Annotated in this window: 18 protein-coding genes and 1 pseudogene; 7 read left to right on the top strand and 12 right to left on the bottom strand. The window is 63.2% G+C overall.

All coding sequences use genetic code 11. The features are described from left to right. Positions 1–37: 37 nt before the first annotated feature. Complete coding sequence (locus tag NKH59_RS29645; protein WP_352451850.1) at positions 38–841, bottom strand: helix-turn-helix domain-containing protein; 804 nt, start codon at positions 839–841, stop codon at positions 38–40. Between the two features lie 115 nt (positions 842–956). Between NKH59_RS29645 and NKH59_RS29640 the strand changes: the two genes are divergently transcribed. Next, positions 957–1,817 (top strand): SMP-30/gluconolactonase/LRE family protein, encoded by an 861-nt coding sequence (locus NKH59_RS29640; protein ID WP_352451849.1) that lies wholly within the window; start codon positions 957–959, stop codon positions 1,815–1,817. Between the two features lie 13 nt (positions 1,818–1,830). Here NKH59_RS29640 and NKH59_RS29635 read toward each other — a convergent pair. From NKH59_RS29635 to NKH59_RS29625, 3 genes and pseudogenes are all read right to left on the bottom strand, one after another. Further along, a pseudogene (locus tag NKH59_RS29635) lies at positions 1,831–2,079 on the bottom strand (sodium-independent anion transporter); the annotation flags it as partial. 259 nt (positions 2,080–2,338) lie between these two features. Further along, entirely contained in the window at positions 2,339–3,040 is a 702-nt protein-coding gene (locus NKH59_RS29630) for a phosphatase PAP2 family protein (protein ID WP_352451848.1), read from the bottom strand. Positions 3,041–3,054: 14 nt separating this feature from the next. Beyond that, positions 3,055–3,393, bottom strand: a complete 339-nt coding sequence (locus NKH59_RS29625; protein WP_023679017.1) for a hypothetical protein — start codon at positions 3,391–3,393, stop codon at positions 3,055–3,057. 200 nt (positions 3,394–3,593) lie between these two features. Here NKH59_RS29625 and NKH59_RS29620 point away from each other — a divergent pair, with 200 nt between their 5' ends. Continuing rightward, positions 3,594–5,585 (top strand): PhoX family protein, encoded by a 1,992-nt coding sequence (locus NKH59_RS29620; RefSeq protein ID WP_352979533.1) that lies wholly within the window; start codon positions 3,594–3,596, stop codon positions 5,583–5,585. A gap of 100 nt (positions 5,586–5,685) precedes the next feature. Here NKH59_RS29620 and NKH59_RS29615 read toward each other — a convergent pair whose 3' ends face one another. The 4 genes from NKH59_RS29615 to NKH59_RS29600 all read right to left on the bottom strand — a co-directional run bounded on the left by NKH59_RS29615 (position 5,686) and on the right by NKH59_RS29600 (position 8,723). Continuing rightward, positions 5,686–6,366, bottom strand: coding sequence for a GNAT family N-acetyltransferase (locus tag NKH59_RS29615; RefSeq protein ID WP_353023903.1), 681 nt, complete (start codon positions 6,364–6,366; stop codon positions 5,686–5,688). Beyond that, the gene (locus NKH59_RS29610; RefSeq protein WP_352472843.1) at positions 6,363–6,854 is read right to left on the bottom strand and encodes a MarR family winged helix-turn-helix transcriptional regulator; all 492 of its coding nucleotides are present in this window, start codon (positions 6,852–6,854) and stop codon (positions 6,363–6,365) included. Before NKH59_RS29610 ends, NKH59_RS29615 begins: the two co-directional genes overlap by 4 nt. Positions 6,855–7,020: 166 nt before the next feature. Beyond that, positions 7,021–7,782: an ABC transporter permease gene (locus tag NKH59_RS29605; protein WP_352472853.1), complete on the bottom strand. Its 762-nt coding sequence runs from the start codon at positions 7,780–7,782 to the stop codon at positions 7,021–7,023. A gap of 14 nt (positions 7,783–7,796) precedes the next feature. Further along, entirely contained in the window at positions 7,797–8,723 is a 927-nt protein-coding gene (locus NKH59_RS29600) for an ABC transporter ATP-binding protein (RefSeq protein WP_353023901.1), read from the bottom strand. A 262-nt stretch (positions 8,724–8,985) separates the two neighbouring features. Between NKH59_RS29600 and NKH59_RS29595 the strand changes: the two genes are divergently transcribed. The 3 genes from NKH59_RS29595 (at position 8,986) to NKH59_RS29585 (ending at position 13,997) form a co-directional block, all read left to right on the top strand. Beyond that, positions 8,986–10,359 (top strand): cytochrome ubiquinol oxidase subunit I, encoded by a 1,374-nt coding sequence (locus NKH59_RS29595; RefSeq protein WP_352903329.1) that lies wholly within the window; start codon positions 8,986–8,988, stop codon positions 10,357–10,359. Further along, the gene (locus tag NKH59_RS29590) at positions 10,356–11,360 is read left to right on the top strand and encodes a cytochrome d ubiquinol oxidase subunit II (protein WP_353023899.1); all 1,005 of its coding nucleotides are present in this window, start codon (positions 10,356–10,358) and stop codon (positions 11,358–11,360) included. The genes NKH59_RS29595 and NKH59_RS29590 overlap by 4 nt, the downstream gene beginning before the upstream one ends. Positions 11,361–11,462: 102 nt before the next feature. Beyond that, positions 11,463–13,997, top strand: coding sequence for a mechanosensitive ion channel family protein (locus NKH59_RS29585; protein ID WP_353023897.1), 2,535 nt, complete (start codon positions 11,463–11,465; stop codon positions 13,995–13,997). A 197-nt stretch (positions 13,998–14,194) separates the two neighbouring features. Here NKH59_RS29585 and msrA read toward each other — a convergent pair whose 3' ends face one another. From msrA to NKH59_RS29565, 4 genes are all read right to left on the bottom strand, one after another. Beyond that, positions 14,195–14,923 (bottom strand): peptide-methionine (S)-S-oxide reductase MsrA, encoded by a 729-nt coding sequence (gene msrA, locus NKH59_RS29580; RefSeq protein WP_352684047.1) that lies wholly within the window; start codon positions 14,921–14,923, stop codon positions 14,195–14,197. A 77-nt stretch (positions 14,924–15,000) separates the two neighbouring features. After that, positions 15,001–15,315, bottom strand: coding sequence for a hypothetical protein (locus NKH59_RS29575; protein ID WP_353023894.1), 315 nt, complete (start codon positions 15,313–15,315; stop codon positions 15,001–15,003). 78 nt (positions 15,316–15,393) lie between these two features. Then, positions 15,394–16,110 carry a DUF1223 domain-containing protein gene (locus NKH59_RS29570; RefSeq protein ID WP_502908724.1) on the bottom strand — a complete coding sequence of 239 codons (717 nt, stop codon included), beginning with the start codon at positions 16,108–16,110 and terminating at the stop codon, positions 15,394–15,396. 184 nt (positions 16,111–16,294) lie between these two features. After that, entirely contained in the window at positions 16,295–17,380 is a 1,086-nt protein-coding gene (locus tag NKH59_RS29565; RefSeq protein WP_353023892.1) for a TadE/TadG family type IV pilus assembly protein, read from the bottom strand. Positions 17,381–17,539: 159 nt separating this feature from the next. Here NKH59_RS29565 and lepA point away from each other — a divergent pair, with 159 nt between their 5' ends. Beyond that, the gene (lepA, locus tag NKH59_RS29560) at positions 17,540–19,345 is read left to right on the top strand and encodes a translation elongation factor 4 (protein ID WP_353023890.1); all 1,806 of its coding nucleotides are present in this window, start codon (positions 17,540–17,542) and stop codon (positions 19,343–19,345) included. A gap of 267 nt (positions 19,346–19,612) precedes the next feature. Beyond that, the gene (locus NKH59_RS29555; RefSeq protein ID WP_352451834.1) at positions 19,613–20,125 is read left to right on the top strand and encodes a hypothetical protein; all 513 of its coding nucleotides are present in this window, start codon (positions 19,613–19,615) and stop codon (positions 20,123–20,125) included. Positions 20,126–20,320: the final 195 nt, after the last annotated feature.

The following is a 20,320-nucleotide window of genomic DNA, read 5'->3' as shown; positions in this document are numbered from 1 at the left end:
CGCCAACAGCCCGGACTCGGTCGTTCTGCATTTTGACCTAGGCCGGCAGACGTCGTCCGTTTGCGGCAGCCGCAACTCGATCGTCGGTCCGTGCGCCTGCGTCGCGCGGATGCGGCCCGATCGGCATGATCACCGGGAACGGCGTTGCGCCGAACGCAAACGTCCATTTGTAGCCGACCAGTCGGTCTTCAGGCGTCGTGTGCTGGTCGTGATGAGCAAGCAATTTGGCGCGCTCCGCCAATTCCTCCGCCTCGCGCCTGACCATTTCCGCCGTTTCCGGCCGCATCCGCCTGGAGAAGCTGACGAACGTCGACTCGCGCTCAAGATGGGTGATGGCCCAGCCGATGAAATTCTTGTTGGTCGTCTCGAACAGCGGCCGCAATGGCCCCTCGAAATTCCACTGGATCGGCGCCTCGATCAGCAGCCTTGCCGACAGGCCGCGACCGAGCGCGACCAGGCCGAGTTCCTCGAGCTCGCGCAGATAGAGGAACATCGAAGCCTCGCTCAGCCCTTGTGAGCGCATGATGCCTTCGGGCGTGAATTTCTCGGAAAGCATGACAAAGACGAACAGCAGTGCCGGCCGCCCGGCGAGCTTGCGCTCGATCTCCGGCGCGATCTGGTTGGCGGGTCCTGGTCCTCTGTTCATAGAGCCGAGCACGTTCTCCAACTCTACGCCGGCGGCAGTGCAGATCTCCATCAGCCGGTCGAGCTTGCAGTTGCGCTCGTGGAAGATGCGCTTCACCGTCGGCTCGGAAACACCCATCCGCTCGGCAAGGACGCGATAGGTGATGCCCTTTGCCTTAAGCGTCCGCTTCAGCGCTTCGAAGATCAGGCCGTTCATGGGATGCACCTCTTTTGCACGATTTGGTATCAGCCTTCGGTACTAGTCCTGATAGCTCTTCCCGAAAAGTATCGAAAGGCCTAGCTCTCCGCCAGTCCATTACAGGAGACTAGCCATGAAGAGCCTCTTCACCTCGATACTTCTCGCCCTGGTCGGCATCGCGGCCGCGCCGGCAGTTCAGGCCGCTGAACTCTGGCGCACCGGCGGCCTCGAGCAGCCTGAATCGGCGCTGTTCGACGCCGCCGGCCAGCGCGTTGTCGTCTCGAACATCGTCGGCAATCCCGGCGAAGCCGACGGCAACGGCTATCTGTCGATCCTGTCGATGGACGGCAAGCTAGTCACGCAACACTGGACCGACGGCATGGACGCGCCCAAGGGCATGGCGATTGTCGGCGGCAAACTCTACGTCGCCGACCTCACCCATGTGCGCGTCGTCGATCTCGCAAGCGGCAAGCTAACATCGACGATCGACGTGCCGAACGCGGTCTTCCTCAACGACGTGACCGCCGACGCGTCCGGCAAGATCTATGTCACGGATATGCTTGCCGATACGATCTATCGCATCGACGGCGACCGGCCCGAACTGTTCGTCAGGGATGCGGCGCTTGCTTCGCCGAATGGCATCTTCGCCGATGGCGGCCGGCTGATCGTCGCTTCCTGGGGCAAGGGCATCAAGCCCGACTTCAGCACCGCGGAGCCGGGCGGCCTGCTCTCGGTCGATCTTGCTACCAAGGCCGTTTCGCCACTGCCCGGCGCGGAAAAATTTGCCAACCTCGATGGCGTCGTTGCCATCGGCGGCAGCATCTACGCCACCGCGTATATGACCGGCACGCTCTACCGCTACAAAGCCGGCGGCACGCCGCAAGCGGTTGCGACGTTCAAGCCGGGCAGCGCCGACATCGGCACCGACGGCAAGTCGACAATCTTCGTGCCGCTGATGAACGACGGCGAGATCGCGGCATTGGGCCTCGACTAAGCCAGCCATCGGCTCAGGCGGCGGGCGCGGCTTTCTTCCAGCTGCGCCCGCGATCCGTGATCGAGGCGGTATAAGTCACCAGCGGCCGCTTGACGCCGTGGTTGATCAGCATGCGGCGTATCTGCGGCGAAGCGCCTGATATAATGAAGCGAACGCCGGCGCGGCTCGCCTTGTGGGCCGCACCCTCGATGACATTGGCCGCCGTTGAATCGAAGAACGGCATCGCCGAACAGTCGAGGATGAAGTTCCTGCGCTGGCGCGGTCGGCGACGTCTTCCTGCACCAAGGATTGATGGTCTGCCTCCAAACATGCAGCACTCTTTGCCAGCCGATGCACTGTGATGCTACAAACCTCGGCATCGTTTGGCGGGACATCCACTGCGATCCCGATTTCACAGGCACGACTTCAAAAGGATGAGCGGGTGAAGATATTCAAAGCGTTGGCAACCTCGACAGCCTTGCTGTCGATGGTTTTCCTGCTGGCAGGCTGCGGTCATGGCCTGATCAACAAGCTGATTTGAGTCAGGTGCCGTCGGCCCGCCCAAGCCATCGCTGCAGGAACCGTGCCGCAAGCCAGCACAGCATCGCCCAGGCAAAGCCGGCGCACCAGCCGGCCAATACGTCGGACGGCCAGTGGACGCCGAGATAGATGCGGCTGATGCCGACCACCACTGTCGTCAGCACCGCCAGCCCGAGTACATAGATCTTCGTTGTGCGCCCGGGCAAAACCCGCGCCGCCATGCTGCCCAGCGTCAAATACGTCACCGCCGACAGCATGGCGTGGCCGCTCGGAAACGAAAGCGATGCCACATCGGCGAGATGCGAGACCAGATCGGGGCGCGGCCGGTCGATATCGAATTTCAGCACGCTTGACAGGAGCTGGCCGCCCGCTACCGCGACGAACATGAGAAGCGCCGCGCCTGGCCTGCGGATAAGAAGCAGATAGACGATCATTGCTGCCGTGATCAGCAGCAGTACGCTGGCGCTGCCGAGGCTGGTGATGTCGCGCATCGCCCCTTCCAGCCACGCCGGTCCGATCGGATTGTCGGGCTGGCCGGCCTTGCGGAAGGCAAGCAGGATTTCGGTGTCGAAGGCATGCGGCGTGGTCGCCCGCGCCAGCTCCATCAGCTCCTCGAACCCCCACAGCCCGCCGGCAATGACCAGCCCGGCCAGCAGAACCGGGAACTCCAGCCAGTTGGGCAGTCTGCTTGCAATCTTCTTCATCGGCCCGATCGCAGTTACAGCCTTTGCAGATAGGGCCCGAGCGTGATCAGCGCCACAGCTGCGATGGCAAGCACGATGCCGGTTGCCTGCAAGGCATTGACGCGCTCGCCGAAGAAGACCAGCGCCACCACATTCACCGACACCAGCTGGATCACCGCCGACAGGCTGAACGACACCGACATGCCGAATTCACGGATCAGCCTCAGCATGATCAGATTGCCCAGCGAATAGAGCGCCAACGTCAGCACAATCTTGCCGAGGCTCGGCGCCAGCCCCCACTGTTTTGCGGCCATCGCCGCCAGCAGGAAGATCACCGTCGAAACGCAGAGCTGCCCAAGTCCCCAGAAACTCACTTTTGTTCCTCCCGATGCGGTCCCTACCGCCTGCCGCAGCTCTTGTTTCCGAAGCGCCGGTCGCGGTCAAGCGGGGCCGATGTTGGATACGAAATCGCAGGTGGCAATTAGCCGGCATGTCATCAAACTGTGACCTGCCGGTAATACCGGATTGGCCAGGCAACACGCTCCAGCAATCCATCCAGCCAGAGGCAGGCCCTATGACCGAACATCGCACCCCTGACGCCCATTTCCGCACCAGCCTGCTCGAGGAAAACGATGGGCCAGGAGCCAATCCCACCGACAACCGCACCATGGGTGAGATCATCGCCGCGCGGTTCTCACGCCGCGGCTTCCTCAAGGGTTCGCTTGCCGTCTCGGCCATAGCCGCTACCGTCAGCCCGCTGGCGCTGATCACCGCCGACAATGCCCGCGCCGCCGAAGGCTCCGCCTTCGCTTTCGACGAGCTCGAGGCCGGCATCGACGACAAGCATCACGTCGCACCTGGCTATGACGCCGACGTGCTGCTGCGCTGGGGCGATCCGCTGTTCGCCGATTCGCCGGGATTCGATCCGACAAAACAGTCGGCGGAAGCCCAGGCCAGACAATTCGGCTACAACAACGACTATGTCGGTTATATCCCGATCGACGGCTCGGCCGAGCACGGCCTGCTGGTCGTCAATCACGAATACACCAATCCGCACCTGATGTTTCCGGGCCTCGTCACCATCGTCGATGGCAAAGCCAAGCAGGCGCCCCTCAGCAAGGAGCAAGTCGATGTCGAGATGGCCGCGCATGGCGGCACTATCGTCGAGATACGCAAGGTATCAGGCAAATGGCAGGTCGTTCGCGACGGCAAGCTCAACCGCCGCATCACCTCCAACACCGAGATCGCGCTCTCCGGCCCGGTCGCCGGCCACGACCGCGTCAAGACCAGCGCCGATCCGACCGGCACGAAGGTCATCGGCACCATCAACAATTGCGCCGGCGGCGTCACGCCGTGGGGCACCTATGTCATGGCCGAGGAGAACATCCACGGCTATTTCTCGGGCGAGCTGCCGCAGGGGCATAAGGAGGCGGCCAATTACAAGCGCCTCGGCATTCCCGAAGATGCCTATGAGTGGGCAGCGCATTACGACCGTTTCGACATCGGCAAGGAGCCTAACGAGCCGAACCGCTTCGGCTGGATCGTCGAGGTCGACGTCCAGGATCCGACTTCGGTGCCGAGGAAGCGCACCGCCATGGGCCGCTTCAAGCATGAGGGCGCCGAATCGATCGTCGCCCAGGATGGCCATGTCGTCTTCTATCTCGGCGACGACGAGCGCTTCGACTATGTCTATAAGTTCGTCACCACAGGCAAGTTCGATCCGGACAACCGCGCCGCCAACATGGATTTGCTCGACGACGGCACCTTGCATGTCGCCAAGTTTGCCGACGACGGTTCGGTCGAATGGCTGCCGATCGTCTTCGGCCAAGGGCCGCTGACGGCGGAGAACGGCTTTGCCAGCCAGGCCGACGTGCTGATCGAGACGCGCCGCGCCGCCGACCTGCTCGGCGCCACCAAGATGGACCGCCCGGAAGACATCCAGCCCAATGCCGTCAACGGCAAGGTCTATGTCATGCTGACCAACAATTCGAAGCGCAAGGCCGACCAGGTCGACGCTGCCAACCCGCGTGCCGAAAATGCCTTTGGCCACATCATCGAGATCGTCGAGGACGGCGGTGATTTCACCGCGACAAAGGGCAGGTGGGAAATCCTGCTGAAATGCGGCGATCCCGCTGTGGCCGACGTCGGCGCCACCTTCTCGACCGCAACCACCGCCAATGGCTGGTTCGGCATGCCGGACAATTGCACGGTAGATTCGGCTGGCCGCCTCTGGGTCGCCACCGACGGCCAAGGCCCGAAAGCCACCGGCCGCACCGACGGTCTGTGGGCTGTCGATACGGAGGGGACGGCACGGGCGACATCAAAGCTGTTCTTCCGCGTGCCGATCGGCGCCGAAATGTGCGGTCCCCTGTTTGCGCCGGACGACCAGACCGCCTTCGTTGCGGTCCAGCATCCGGGCGACGGCGGCGAGGACTGGGAGGCTTTCGGCCGTCCGTCCTACTATGAGGATTTGTCGACGCGCTGGCCCGACTTCAAGCCGGACATGCCGGTGCGCCCGGCGGTCGTTGCCATCACCAGGCAAGGCGGCGGCAAGATCGCGGTCTGACACGCAGCAGGTCTTGCAGTCTCAAGGAAGGATTTCGGCGGTACGAAATCCTTCCTTCCGATACGGGATGCATCCATGCTGCGCATCATGCGCCGACTAATCATTCGCTGCGCTGAACCACGGCCACATTCATTGTGCTTCGCAACCTGAAGCCGATGGACTCGTATAACGCTATGGCCGCGGCGTTGCTGGCATAGGCGTGGAGATAGGGAACTTCGCGGCGCGCCACTATCCGGTTTGCCACGAATAGGGACAGCAGCTTTCCTAGGCCACCGCCGCGAAATTCCGGATGTGAGCACACCCCGCTGAGTTCGGAATAGCCAGGTTGCTTCATGCGCTCGCCGGCCATTGCCGCAAGCCTGCCCTCGATTTTCACACCCCAAAAATCGCCCAGGCTCAAGGCTTCGAGCGTGAATGGGCCAGGCTTGGTGAGCAATGCCAGGGCGAGCATCTCAGCAGCATCGTCTCGGGTCAGACGATGCACGCGCGGGTCGGAGACGATCTGCAATGGCTGCTCGGCGATCATCTGAACCCCGGCTGCGGTCGAAGTCGCGGAAAGCCCGGTGGGCAGAGCAATCGCGTCCGCTTGAAGCAGGATCACACTCTCGCCCGGGGAGACAAGGTTTTCGAGCGCCCGCAGGCTTTCCGGGTCGTCCGCGCCAGTGGCGGCGAAAGGGACGATCGACGGCCGATATCGCATGGCGAGGTTGTCACCCTCCGCGAAGGCCCGATGTCGCGTCTGAAGCGCGCTCCAGATAGGGCGGTCGAGCAGATGTCTCATTGCGCGGCACCCTGAGGCTTATTTACACGACGGTCGAGAGGGGCAGCGGCGAGGCCGTCCTCGATGGCAGCCAGCTGCTCAAGAAGCGGCCCCGAAAAACCTGCGCACAAATCCGCGACCACGTTCTCGATGCAAGGCCAGACGTCGCGCTTTGCGACATCGACCAGCCGCCGGCCGTCCCGAGTAAGCGAGACGATCCTGCGCCGCTGGTCATCGGTCGACGGACTGACCTCGAGCAGTCCCAATTCGGCCAGAAGCGAGACGCTTCGCGTTACGCCTGGCTGCGCGATGCCAAGGGATTGCGCCAGTTCCCCGACCGACAGCGGACCCAGCCTGTCGAGCGCGGCCAGCAGCGGGTACTGGCTCGCCTGAACCGGGACATCCAGCCTGTCGAGCAGGCGCTGCGCCTCCGCTTGCAGTTGCTCGCCTATACGCTTCAGCCTGCTGCCCAGGCACAGGAAGCCAAGCGATCGTATGACGTCTTCCATAGGCCAATTCATCCCCATGAACATCGATAACATGATATATAACAATGCATGAAAAGCAAGATCGAGGCATTCAAGCGCGGGCTCCAGGCATCGGGCGCAGGCCTATCGCCTTCGGCAAGGAAAGGTCGATCGGTCAGGCTGCTTCGCCTGGACGAGGCCCGTTCGATCAGTTGCGCAGCCGGTAGCCGGTCCTGAAGATCCAGGCGACGATCGTTATGCAGATGAGCAGGAAGACCACCGTCATGCCGAGGCTGACGCCGACCGAAACGTCGGACTTGCCGTAGAAGCTCCAGCGGAACCCACTGACCAGGTAGACCACCGGGTTGAACAGCGTCACCGTGCGCCAGATGCCGGGCAGCATGTTGATCGAATAGAAGCTGCCGCCGAGGAAGGTCAGCGGCGTGATGATCAGCAGCGGCACCAGCTGCAGCTGCTCGAAGCTCTTCGCCCAGATGCCGATGATAAAGCCGAACAGGCTGAAGGTCACCGCCGTCAGCACCAGGAAGGCGAGCATCCAGAACGGATGCTCGATCGTCAGCGGCACGAACAGCGAGGCCGTCGCCAGGATGATCAGGCCAAGCACGATCGACTTTGTCGCCGCGCCCCCGACATAGGCGATGACGATCTCCAGATAGGACACCGGCGCGGACAGCAATTCGTAGATCGAGCCGACGAATTTCGGAAAATAGATGGCGAAAGAGGCGTTGGAGATCGATTGCGTCAGCAGCGACAGCATGATCAGCCCCGGTACGATGAAGGCGCCGTAGCTGATGCCGTCGATCTCGGTGATGCGCGAGCCGATGGCCGAACCGAAGACGACGAAATAGAGCGACGTCGAAATCACCGGCGAAACGATGCTCTGCAGCACAGTGCGAAGGGCGCGCGCCATCTCCACCCGATAGATCGCCCATACCGCATGAAGATTCATGGCCGCGCGCGGGTTCATGCCGGTTTCCTCACCAGGTTGACGAAGATCTCCTCGAGCGAGCTGTTTTCCGTATCGATGTCGCGGAACTGGATGCCGGCCGCCTCGAGCTCGCGGATCAGCGAGGCGACGCCCGGCCGTTCGCTCTGGTTGTCATAAGTATAGGTCAGCTGTCCGCCATCCGGCGAAAGCTCCAGCGCGTAGTGCGAAAAAGCATCGGGAACGGTGGCCAGGGGACTGCGCAGTTCCAGCACAAGCCGTTTGCGGCCAAGCTTGCGCATCAGCTCGGCCTTGTCCTCCACCAGCACGATCTCGCCGCGGTTGATGACGCCGACGCGGTCGGCCATCGCCTCGGCTTCTTCGATGTAATGCGTGGTCAGGATGATGGTGACGCCGTCTTCGCGCAGCCGGCGCACCATCGCCCACATGTCCTGGCGCAGCTCGACATCGACGCCTGCCGTCGGTTCGTCGAGGAACAGGATGCGCGGCTCGTGCGACAGCGCCTTGGCAATCATCAGCCGGCGCTTCATGCCGCCGGACAGCGTGATCGCCTTGGCGTCCTTCTTGTCCCAGAGCGACAGGTCGCGCAGCACTTTTTCGACGAACGCCTTGTCCGCCGGCTTGCCGAACAGGCCGCGGCTGTAGTTAACCGTCGCCCACACGCTCTCGAAGGCGTCGATGGTCAGTTCCTGCGGCACCAGCCCGATCAGACTGCGCGCGGCGCGGTAGTCGCGGTTGATGTCATGGCCGTCGACGGTGACGGAACCCGACGAGCGGTTGACGATGCCGCAGACGATCGAGATCAGCGTTGTCTTGCCGGCGCCATTCGGCCCGAGCAGCGCAAAGATCTCGCCGCGCACGATGTCGAGACTGATCTCCTTCAGCGCCTTGAAGCCGGTGGCGTAGGTCTTGGAGACCCCGGAAATCGAGATGATAGGCTGCATGGCTGAAAACGACTGCTTGAAACAGAGTTGTTGGTTTAATCCGCTGAATGTCGGTTCGCAAATCCGGATGTCAATGGCGCTTCTGACAGTTCTGGACATCGAGGTTCGCCGGAATAGGCAACACCTGCCCGGTCGTCCAGCCAAATTCCACGCAACAGTAGACTAACCGCACTGCGGCGTTCCGCCTCGCGGCGGGACGCCGCTTTGACCGTCCGGTGCATCAAGCCTATCCTTCAACAAACAAGCAGCAGCCGGAGCCGCCATGGACCCGCTCATCCTGTCGCGCATACAGTTCGGCGCGAACATCTCGTTCCACATCCTGTTCCCGGCGATCACCATCGCGCTCGGCTGGGTGCTGCTGTTCTTCAAGCTCCGCTACAACGCGACAAACGATTCCGCCTGGATGCGCGCTTATTTCACCTGGGTTAAGGTATTCGCGCTGTCCTTCGCCATGGGCGTAGTTTCCGGCGTCACCATGAGTTTTCAGTTCGGCACTAACTGGCCGGGCTATATGGAGACGGTCGGCAACATTGCCGGCCCGCTGCTGGCCTACGAAATCCTGACCGCCTTCTTCCTCGAGGCGGCGTTCCTCGGCATCATGCTGTTCGGCTTCCGCCGCGTCTCGAACCGTGTCCATACACTGGCGACGGTGCTGGTGGCCGGCGGCACCACCTTGTCCGCCTTCTGGATCATCGCGCTCAATTCGTGGATGCAGACACCGGCCGGTTTCGAGATGCGCGATGGTGTTGCGCATGCCACCGACTGGTGGGCCGTTGTCTTCAATCCGTCCATGCCCTACCGGCTCGTCCATATGCTGCTTGCTTCGGGGCTGACCGTCTCGTTCCTGATCGCCGGCCTGTCGGCGCTGCGCTATCTCTACGGCGATCGCTCGGAATCGATGTGGAAGGCCTTGCGCACCGGCGTCTTCACCGCCGCTATCCTGATTCCCATCCAGATCTTTGCCGGCGACCAGCACGGCCTCAACACGCTGGAACACCAGCCGCAGAAGATCGCGGCCATGGAAGCCAACTGGAACACCGGTCCCAACGTGCCGCTGGTGCTGTTTGCGCTTCCCGATGAAGCGGCCAAGGAGAACAGGTTCGAGCTCACCATTCCCGACGGCGCCAGCCTCATCCTCAGGCACAGCGCCGGCGGCATCGTACCGGGGCTGAACGATTATGCCGGCAACCATCCCCCGGTATTTCCGGTGTTCTGGGGCTTTCGCATCATGGTCGGCACCGGCCTCCTGATGCTCGCCGTCTCCTGGTCGGCGGCCTTCTTCCTCAAGCGCCGCCACGGCCTGCCCAAGCCGCTGGCGCTTGTCATGGTGCCGATGGCGCTGTCCGGCTGGCTGGCGACGCTGGCCGGCTGGTACACCACCGAGATCGGCCGCCAGCCCTGGCTGGTCACCGGCGTGCTGCGTACCGCCGATGCTGTCGGGCCGGTCGCCGGCAGCCATGTCGCGCTGTCGCTCGCGGTCTATCTCATCCTCTACGTGCTGCTCTTGATCGCCTATCTCGGCGTGTTGGTGCATCTGGCATTGAAGGCGGCGAAGGATGGTGACACCTCGCCGCTGCCGGGCGTCATGAACAGGCCGCTGTCGCAGCCGGTTGCGCAACCGGGAGAAACATCATGAGCTTCGACTGGCCGACCCTGCTGCCTCTGATCTTCGCCGGCCTGATGGGCCTCGCCATCCTGATCTACGTCATCCTCGACGGCTTCGATCTCGGCATCGGCATCCTGTTCGCCGCAGCCGAAGACACCGAACAGGATACGATGATCGCCGCCATCGGCCCGTTCTGGGACGCTAACGAGACCTGGCTGGTGCTGGCGGTCGGCCTGCTGCTGGTCGCCTTTCCATTGGCGCACGGCACCATTCTGACGGCGCTCTATATTCCTGTCTTCGTGCTGCTGGTCGGCTTGATCCTGCGCGGCGTCGCCTTCGATTTCCGCGCCAAGGTGCCGGCCGGCAGGAAGCACCGCTGGAACCGCATCTTTTTCCTCGGCTCGGTCGTCGCGTCGCTGGCGCAAGGTTATATGCTCGGCGTCTATGTGCTCGGCCTCGACGTCGGCCCCGGCGGCGTCGCTTTCGGCGCGCTGGTGGCGCTCTGCCTTGCCGCGGCCTACGCGGCGATAGGCGCGGCCTGGGTCATCTATAAGACCGAAGGCGATCTGCAGAAGAAGGCGGTGCTGTGGCTGCGGACGGCGCTGGTGCTGACCGCGCTCGGCATGGTCGCGGTATCGCTGGCCACGCCCTTTGCCAGCGCGCGCATCTTCGACAAATGGTTCGTCTGGCCGGCCATGCTCTATTTGTCGCCGCTGCCGATCCTGTCGGCAGTGCTGTTCCTGTGGCTGTGGCGCCAGACCTTCCATCTGCCGAAACCCGGCGACCGCCACGCGCTGCTCCCGTTCCTGACATTGGCCGCGATCTTCACGCTCGGCTTTGCCGGCCTCGCCTGGTCGTTCTACCCCTTCGTGGTGCCCGACCGGCTGACCATCTGGCAGGCTGCTTCGGCACCCGAAAGCCTGGCCGTCATCCTGGTCGGGACGGTCGTCGTGCTGCCGATCATCATCTTCTATTCGTTCTTTGCCTACCGGGTGTTCGCCGGCAAGGCGACGGATCTGACCTATGACTGACCGGCATAGCAGTCGCAGCCTGAAACAGAATATTCATCTTCAAGCGGAATAACCTTCTCTGGCCGGACCAGCAGAATCACCGGCAAGAAGAAGGGCAACAGAATGAACCCCTTTTTTGCGGCAGGACAGGATCGGCTGCTGCTTTTGCTGATCCGGACGGTCGCGCTGATCGGCGCACTCGCGCTTGCCGGCCTGCTGCCGGCCATGCCGCAGGCGCATGCCCAGGACGCGGCCAACTGGACGGGCGTGTGGGACACGAAGTGGCGCGGCGGCGGCGCCCAGATCAAGTTCGAGCAGACGGGCACTGACGTAAACGGCGTGTACCCGCTTTATAACGGCCGTATCGAGGCCAAGGCCGAAGGCGACAAGCTTGTCGGCCACTGGTTCGAAGGCGACCGCCAGGGCGCCTTCACCTTCGTCCAATCGCCTGACGGCGGCAGCTTCATGGGCCGCTTCGATGCCGCCACCGCCGAATGGTGGACAGGTGTGCGCGTCAGCGCCGTCGAGGACGTCCGTGTCGACCAGTCGAGCCCGATGAGCACCATGCGCTCGTTCCTGCAGACGATGAACGAGAGCGGCGCCGACAATGTGCCGCGCGCCACCGGTGGCGGCATGGGTCTTGCCGGTCTGGCAGCGGGTCTCGTCGACGTCACCGAGGCCGACCGCGGCGGCCTCAACATGCCCGATTACACCAAGCTTCTGTTCACCGTCATCGACAACGCGACGTTCCGTCTGTGGAGCCTGCCGCATGATGCGATTTCCGGAGACGAGGTGACATCGACGCTGCCGCAATACGGCACCAGGATCTCCTTCGACGTCACTTTTCGTCGCAAGAATGGCGACTGGTTCATCGTCGGGCCGCCACTTGGCCAGCTCCAGGCAAAGCTCGCCGAATTCCAGGAAGCGCGTGGCGAAGCCGTCGACATGGTCGACGATCCGAGCAGGCTCGCCTCGCCGCGCGACACGTTCAAGGTTCTGTTGAGCGGCCTCACCGAAGCCGGCGACCCGGCCCAGGCGGCACTCGACCTGCGCAACTACAGTCAGGCGGTGCGTGGCGACGAGGCGTTCCTGCTCGAGCGCTATCTCAAAAAGGTCATCGACCGCATCGGCTACGTCGATTGGCAGGAGATCCCCGACGATCCGAAGAGCAACACCCCCTTCGTCTATTTCGAGCATCCCGCCGGCAACATCGTCATCGGCCCGGTCGAGACTGAGAAGGGCAAGATCTGGCAGTTCACGCCCGAGACGCTCGCCCACATCCGCGCGCTCTACGCCGATGTCGAAGACGTGCCGGTGGCGCCGGAATTCGCCGCTTTCGCCAGCGCCGACCCGTTCTTCATCGCCCGTGGCCTCGCCCGCGAGATCAGCCCCGGCCTGCTTACCCGCGCCGGCCCGATGGAGCGCTGGCAATGGTCGATGCTCGGCCTTGCCGCACTGGCCGGCATCGTCTTCGGCTTCATCGCCAATGCGCTGATTTCCTTGTTTGTGCGAAGGACGGACAGCCCGGCCTTCTTCCGCATTGTCGAATGGGCGGTGCGCTCGATCGTGCTTGGCTTCTTCCTGCTGTTGACGCTGCGCCCGCTCGGTCTGCCGCAAGTGGTCGCCGCCCCGGTCAAGGCAATCGCGTGGAGCCTGGTCGTGATTGGCGCCGTGCCGGTGGTCTGGCACCTGATCGGCAAGGTCGCCGACCATTACCGTGGACTGTGGCAGGTGCCCGGCTATCACGACACGCTGATTTCGCTGTCCACCGGCGTGGCGCGCGTCACCGTGCTGGTCGTCGCCTTCCTGCTGCTGGCCGAAGTGCTCGCCATCCCCTACGAAGGCGTCATTGCCGGTCTCGGCATCGGCGGTCTGGCGGTGGCGCTGGCCGCGCAGCCGACGCTGCAGAACTTCCTCTCCGGCCTGACGCTCTATGCCGATCGGCCGGTCAGCGTCGGCGACTTCTGCAAGTTCGGCGACCAGTCCGGCACGATCGAGCATATCGGCATGCGCTCGACGCGCATCCGGTCGCTCGACCGCACGATCATCTCGGTGCCAAACTCGGATTTCGCCGGCATGCAGATCGAGAACTACGCGCATCGCGACCGCACCCGGTTCGCGACGACGCTGCAGCTGCGCTACGAAACGACGCCCGATCAGCTACGTTACGTCCTGGCCGAGCTGCGCAAGCTGCTGATTGCCCATCCGCGCGTCATCGATGAGCCGTGCCGCGTGCGCTTTGCCGGCTTCGGCGCCTATTCGCTCGACATCGACGTGTTCACCTACGTCAAAACCGCCGACGTGGCCGAGTTCCAAGCCATCCGCGAGGACATCCTGCTGTCCATGATCAACATCATGGATGATGCCGGCGCGCAGTTCGCCTTCCCTTCGTCACTGGAATACAGAGCCACCGACCTTCCGGTCGACGACGAAAAACGCATCGCCGCGGAGAAAAGGGTCAGCGCTTGGCGCGAGGCGCAAAACCTGCCTTTCCCCGACTTCAGCCAGATCGACAAATTCGCCCTCAACAACACACTTGCCTACCCGCCTGAGGGCTCGGCGCTTTATCGCGAGACAGAACCCGACCCGGACTCGGCCGAGGCAAAGGCGACGCTGGAGAAGGTGCGATGGAGCCTGCCCTGGAAAAAGGGGGAGTAGTGCGAAGCGCGGGGCCTGCTGATCTCCCCTCTTGAGGGGGAGATGTCGCTGAAAGCGACAGAGGGGGTCGCCGCGCGTGGAGTGCCAACTTCGTCTTCCTCGATATGCCGGACCGCGTCGCGCCAACCGAACCGACCCCCTCTGGCCTGCCGGCCATCTCCCCCTCAAGGGGGGAGATCAGCAGGCCCTGCAAAAGCTCAGCTCTTGTTAGCGGCCAGCACCAGCACCGGCTTTTCGCGGTAGAGGTTGGGGAACAGCCGCTTCAGGTTCTCGACCTTGGGCAAATCGTTGTAGACGATATAGGGATAGGTCGGGTTGAGCGTCAGGAAATCCTGGTGATAGTCCTCGGCCGGATAGAAGGTCTTGCCGGTCTCCAGCGTCGTCACGATCGGCTTGGGAAACACCTTGGCCTTGTCGAGCTGGGCGATGTAGCTTTCGGCGATCTTTTTCTGTGCGTCGTTTTCGGCAAAGATCGTCGAACGGTACTGGGTGCCCGTGTCCGGGCCCTGGTAGTTCAGTTGCGTCGGGTTGTGCGCCACCGAGAAATACACCTGCAGCAGCTGGCCGTAGGTCACCTTGGACGGCTCGTAGGTGATCTCGACGGATTCGGCATGGCCCGTCCGGCTGGTGCCGACCATTTCATAGACGGCCGTGTCCTGGTCGCCGCCGGCATAGCCGGAAACGGCGCTGGTGACGCCCTTGATGTGCTGGAACACGCCTTGCACACCCCAGAAGCAGCCGCCGGCGAAGACCGCCTTTTCGGTGCCGGCGGTGGCCTTCTCGTCCATTGCCGGCGGCGGGATCACCACCGCGTCTTCGGCCGAGACTGCCGGCGTCTGCCAGAATACGGCCGCGGCGGCCGTGAGGATGAGCGCGGCAAGTGCTGCTTTTGCGAAAATCGACGATCGTTTCACGGCTCCGGTCATGTCTGATCTCCCATGATGCTGGTTTGGATTATACGACGGATAGGTCCGCCGGGCTCTCACATTGCTGTGCGCATCGCCTATTTGGTCGGAGCCATGGCATCGCAGGCCTTGGTCGCTTCGGCTTTCTTCATGGCGTCCGTCTCGGCGGGGGCCTTGTTCATGCAGTCGGCCTTCATCGGATCGCCCGCCCTCATCGCGGTCGTGGCCATCGCGTCAGCGGCCACGGCGCCGGCCGGCTTCATGGCATCCGTTGCCGGCTTCATGGCGTTTGTCGCCATGGCCGGCTTCATCGCATCTTCGGCCCGCGCCGCGCCTCCTGCGAACAGCGCCGTCGAGCAAAGTGCGAAGGCGAGTGCCGCCAGGGTCGGGCGATTGGTCAAACGATTGGTCATGATGATCTCCTAGGGTTCTGGCAGGGTTGATCGCATGCGGCGGCGCCGCTGCGCGTTGTGAAAATTTCGGCAGGGTTTCTAGTTGGTAGCGGCAGCAAGGATCGGCCCGCCGCCCGGCACCTGCACCAGCACCGCTGTGCTGAGGCCGCCCGTCGCCGCCGGCAGCGGCAGTGCGGTGGCGTCGCCGGTCCAACTGCCCAGCCTGGTCAGCGAATGCACGACATTGGCGTGCGGCAGCGTGCGGCCGGTGTTTTCGCCGCGCGCCACCGGCACCTCGACGATGCCCTTGCCGTAACGCACCAGCCAGACGTCGGCCTTGCCGCCGGGCACCGGACCGGCGCCGATGCTGACCTTCCCGCCGGCGAGCGACAGCGAAGGTCCGTCAGCGTGGCCGCCACTCGAAATCAGCTGCTCGATCTCGCCCGGCCTGGCGCCGACGGCATCGGCCCTGCCGTTGACCACCACTTGCGGCGTGAACGGGCCGGAACGGCCGAGCGACGGTTCATAGCGGACCTGGCGCTGCGTGAATTCTTCTTTGCCGAATGTGTCCTTCCAGCCGAGATAGTCCCAGTAGGTGACGTTGAAGGACAGCGCCAGCACGCCGGGCCGGTCCTTGACCTTGATCAGATTGGCGTTGGCCGGCGGACAGGACGAGCAGCCCTGGCTGGTGAACAGCTCTACGACCGTCAGCGTCTGTCCGGCGGCCGCGCTGGTTGCCGACAGCACAGTCGCGGAAAACAGTGCCGCGGCGAGCCCCATCAGGGCTGTGCTGCGTTTCGCTGTCGATCCGGGCATCGCATTTCTCCTGCGCAGACATCGTGTCATGTCCACACTTGGCCGCCGACGCACGCTTCGTTACAGCATCACCGCTTCGTGATTGAGGAGAAGTCCGAGTTCCTAGAGCATTGGCGAGAGCCGAGGCGATGTCCGATCTCCCCCTTGAGGACCCACAAGGGGGAGGTAGGCACTCAAGTCGCCCCTATTGTGTGAGCACGGTTTCCGAAGGCCGCTTGTTGAACGCGCACTTGCCGGCCACAAAATAGGAAAAATCGGCATCATCTATGGTGTTGTTGGTAAGTGATCCGCCATCTTCCCACGCTTGACTGCTGGTGATGCCGCACGGCACGGCCTCAAAGATGTCGACAGTCGTATTGGCCAGCGTCTTGACCTTGTCGATGAACAATCGGTCGGACGTGGCCGGATCGTCCGATCGCAGGGTGTCTTTCGTGCCCGACGCCAGATAGCCGCCGCCAAGACCAGGATTGGGATTCGGAATCTTCATCTCCAGAGACAGGTTATCCATGTCCTTCACATCGATCACCGCACCGGCGCCGGTCGCGGGATACATCGTGTTGACGCAGGTGGTTGCGTATTTCCTGGTGCCGCTGATCTGAGTGATTGTGCCGGTGGGCAAGCCATAGAAGCTGGTCACCGTGACGGTCGTGCATACTTGTTTCTGGACCAGCGTCTCCGTCGTTCCGTTGATCGTGTAAACAGAGGACGTCCCGTAGCCTTTGGGATCGCCAAACCTGTTGTACGCGTAGGAGATCCTCATCAGCTTGTTGGCCACCGTGTCCCCGAATTTGGTGCCGTAGAGCGTCACCGTCTTGTCCCACCAGCCAGAGATCTTGTCGACCTTGAACGTGGCCTCCACCAATGCCGGCCGCTTTGTCACTGCCGACGCAACGCCGACCTGCACCGTGTTGATCCTGGCGATCTGCATGAAATTCGTCGGCATGGCAAAACCGGCCGAAGCCTTGATGCTGGCGGCGCCGTCGGTGGCGACGACGAAGCTGTCGAGCTTGGCCGTGCCTTGCCCGCCATTGGCCAGATATGAGTCCTGCAGGCTTACCTGGCGGTCCGCCAACGTCGTGGTCGTCGCAAGCGTCGTGATCGACAGCGACGCTGCATCGAGGGCGTTCTGCATCGATGCCCTGGTTGAAACCGCGGAGGTATAGTCGATGGAAAAACCCAATGCGGCAACCATCGGGATAAGCAAGATGGCGAGCAATGGCGCGAACGAGCCGCTCACCGATCTGAGAAATTTGCGTGCTGACGGCGGCATTCCGATCCCCCCGAAACGGCGATAGACCGGTGGGCTACCACGCCGGGCGCAAACTATGCTCTAATCTCATGGATCAAAGTTTAACGACTTTGCCGCCCCGCCGCCGCACCCGCGTCCCGCCGCTTGCCGATGTACCGTGCCCCTGCTAAAGCGCGCCGCATGACCACGCCGATCAAGAACATCCGCAACTTCTCCATCGTTGCCCATATCGACCATGGCAAATCCACGCTTGCCGACCGGCTGATCCAGTCGACCGGCGGGCTGGAGCTGCGCGACATGAAGGAGCAGGTGCTGGACTCGATGGACATCGAGCGCGAGCGCGGCATCACCATCAAGGCGCAGACGGTGCGGCTGAAATACCGCGCCAACAATGGACAGGACTATGTCCTCAACCTGATCGACACGCCCGGCCATGTCGACTTCGCCTATGAAGTGTCGCGCTCGCTCGCCGCCTGCGAAGGTTCGCTGCTGGTCGTCGACGCCTCGCAAGGCGTCGAGGCGCAGACGCTGGCCAATGTCTACCAGGCGATCGACAACAACCACGAAATCGTCGTGGTGCTGAACAAGGTCGACCTGCCCGCCGCCGAGCCCGAGCGCATCCGCGAACAGGTCGAGGAGGTGATCGGCATCGACGCCTCCAACGCCGTACTGATCTCGGCCAAGACCGGCCTCGGCATTCCCGACGTGCTGGAAGCGATCGTCAACGATCTGCCGCCGCCGCGCGAGGGCGACATCGCGGCCCCGCTGAAGGCGATGCTGGTCGACTCCTGGTACGATGCCTATCTCGGCGTCATCGTGCTGGTCCGCATCATCGACGGCGTACTGAAGAAGGGCCAGACCATCCGCATGATGGGCACCGGCGCCCGGTACCTGGTCGAGCGCACCGGCGTCTTTACGCCCGCCCGCATCAATGTCGACGAGCTCGGCCCCGGCGAGTTCGGTTTCTTCACCGGCTCGATCAAGGAGGTTGCCGACACCCGCGTCGGCGACACCATCACCGAGGACAGGCGCCCGACGGCACAGGCCCTGCCCGGCTTCAAGCCGGCGCAGCCGGTGGTGTTCTGCGGCCTGTTCCCGGTCGACGCCGCCGATTTCGAGGATCTGCGCGCCGCTGTCGGCAAGCTGCGCCTCAATGACGCGTCCTTCTCCTTTGAAATGGAAACCAGCGCCGCGCTCGGCTTCGGCTATCGCTGCGGCTTCCTCGGCCTGCTGCATCTCGAAATCATCCAGGAGCGGCTGGAGCGCGAGTTCAATCTCGACCTCATCGCCACCGCGCCCAGCGTCGTCTACCGCCTGCTGTTGAACGACGGCACGGTCAAGGAACTGCACAACCCGGCCGACATGCCCGACGTGGTCAAGATCTCGGCCATCGAGGAGCCGTGGATCCGCGCCACCATCCTCACCCCCGACGACTATCTCGGCGGCATCCTGAAGCTCTGCCAGGACCGGCGCGGCATTCAGGCCGACCTCTCCTATGTCGGCAAACGCGCGATGCTGATCTACGACCTGCCGCTCAACGAGGTGGTCTTCGACTTCTACGACCGGCTGAAGTCGATCTCCAAGGGCTACGCCTCGTTCGACTATCATTTGACCGACTACAAGGAAGGCGACCTGGTCAAGATGTCGATCCTGGTCAACGAAGAGCCGGTCGATGCGCTGTCGATGCTGGTCCACCGCACGGCGGCGGAAAAGCGCGGCCGCCAGATGTGCGAGAAGCTGAAGGAGCTGATCCCGCATCATCTGTTCAAGATCCCGATCCAGGCGGCGATCGGCGGCAAGGTCATCGCCCGCGAGACCATCTCGGCGCTGCGCAAGGATGTCACCGCCAAGTGCTACGGCGGCGACGTCTCACGCAAACGCAAGCTGCTCGACAAGCAGAAAGAGGGCAAGAAGCGGATGCGGCAGTTCGGCAAGGTGGACATCCCGCAGGAGGCGTTTATCCAGGCGCTGAAGATGGGGGATTGAGAAGCCGGTTGGCGCGCACAGCGCGCCAAGCCATCGATCCAGTGAATCGATGGCAGGCTTCGAAAGCGGGGGAGCTGCCGGAAGCAGTGGGCCCCCGCCAGCGCGGCGCTGAAGCTGGATGGTGGAGCATGGTGGAGATTGGGCAGAAGAGTGCGACAGGTCAGCAAGCTGGATACGCGCCGGCCATTGCGACCCTTCAGGACAGCGGACCATCATTGGAGAATGCCCCATCCCGAAGTATCCTCGCGTCGGCTTGGGGAGACATCAATGCGTTCCACCTTGGACACCATTGCCGCGATCGGCCTCGCCATCGGCGGCGCTCTGGGTCTCGCCGGCACCTTCGTCGAGAGCGCGCCACTCCGCGAAACGCTCTGGACGATCGACGGCGTGGCGCTCGTGGTGGCGACCGCGCTGCTGACGATGAAGTATCAGCGGCAGGGCAATGACTGGGTGGCGGCTGGATTTTTGACCTTTCTCGCCGGCGAAAGCCTGCTGCTCTCCGGCAATGCGGCCGGGCTTGAGGCCAGCGTGCCCTCCTATGTCGGCGGTATCTCGCTTTGGGCGGCGGCGCTGGTCATGGTCAGCGCGCCGAAAACCTTCGCGCTGTGGATGCGGCTTACCGCTGTCGTGGCGGCTGTGCTGTTTGTCGTCTCAGTGGGCCTGATCCTGTGGGGTGCGCCTTTGCTGCCGACCTCGACGCCGCTGCCCGCTGCCGGATATCCCTTCCTGGTGCTCACATTCATCGGCTGGATCTGGACGCTGCTGAAGCCCAGCCGGTGAGGCCAGTCGGACCGCCCCTCTCCGGCCTTCGCGGCCACCTCTCCCCCACTTCGTGGGGGCGAGGAACCAGTTGTGTGCGTCAAGTTCTGCAAAATGGCGTGGCATTGCGTTGACGTCGGCGTGTCCGCCGCGCAGCCCCCGTGTTTAGCGGAGCGGCGGACACATGACGGTGCTCAGGCGGCCAAGGCCCTCAGG

The organism is Mesorhizobium sp. M0998, from assembly GCF_040318885.1.
In the GTDB taxonomy this organism is placed as follows: Bacteria; Pseudomonadota; Alphaproteobacteria; order Rhizobiales; family Rhizobiaceae; genus Mesorhizobium.
The sequence above is the reverse complement of the archived record's forward strand: the minus strand, read 5'-3'. Positions and strand labels throughout refer to the sequence as shown.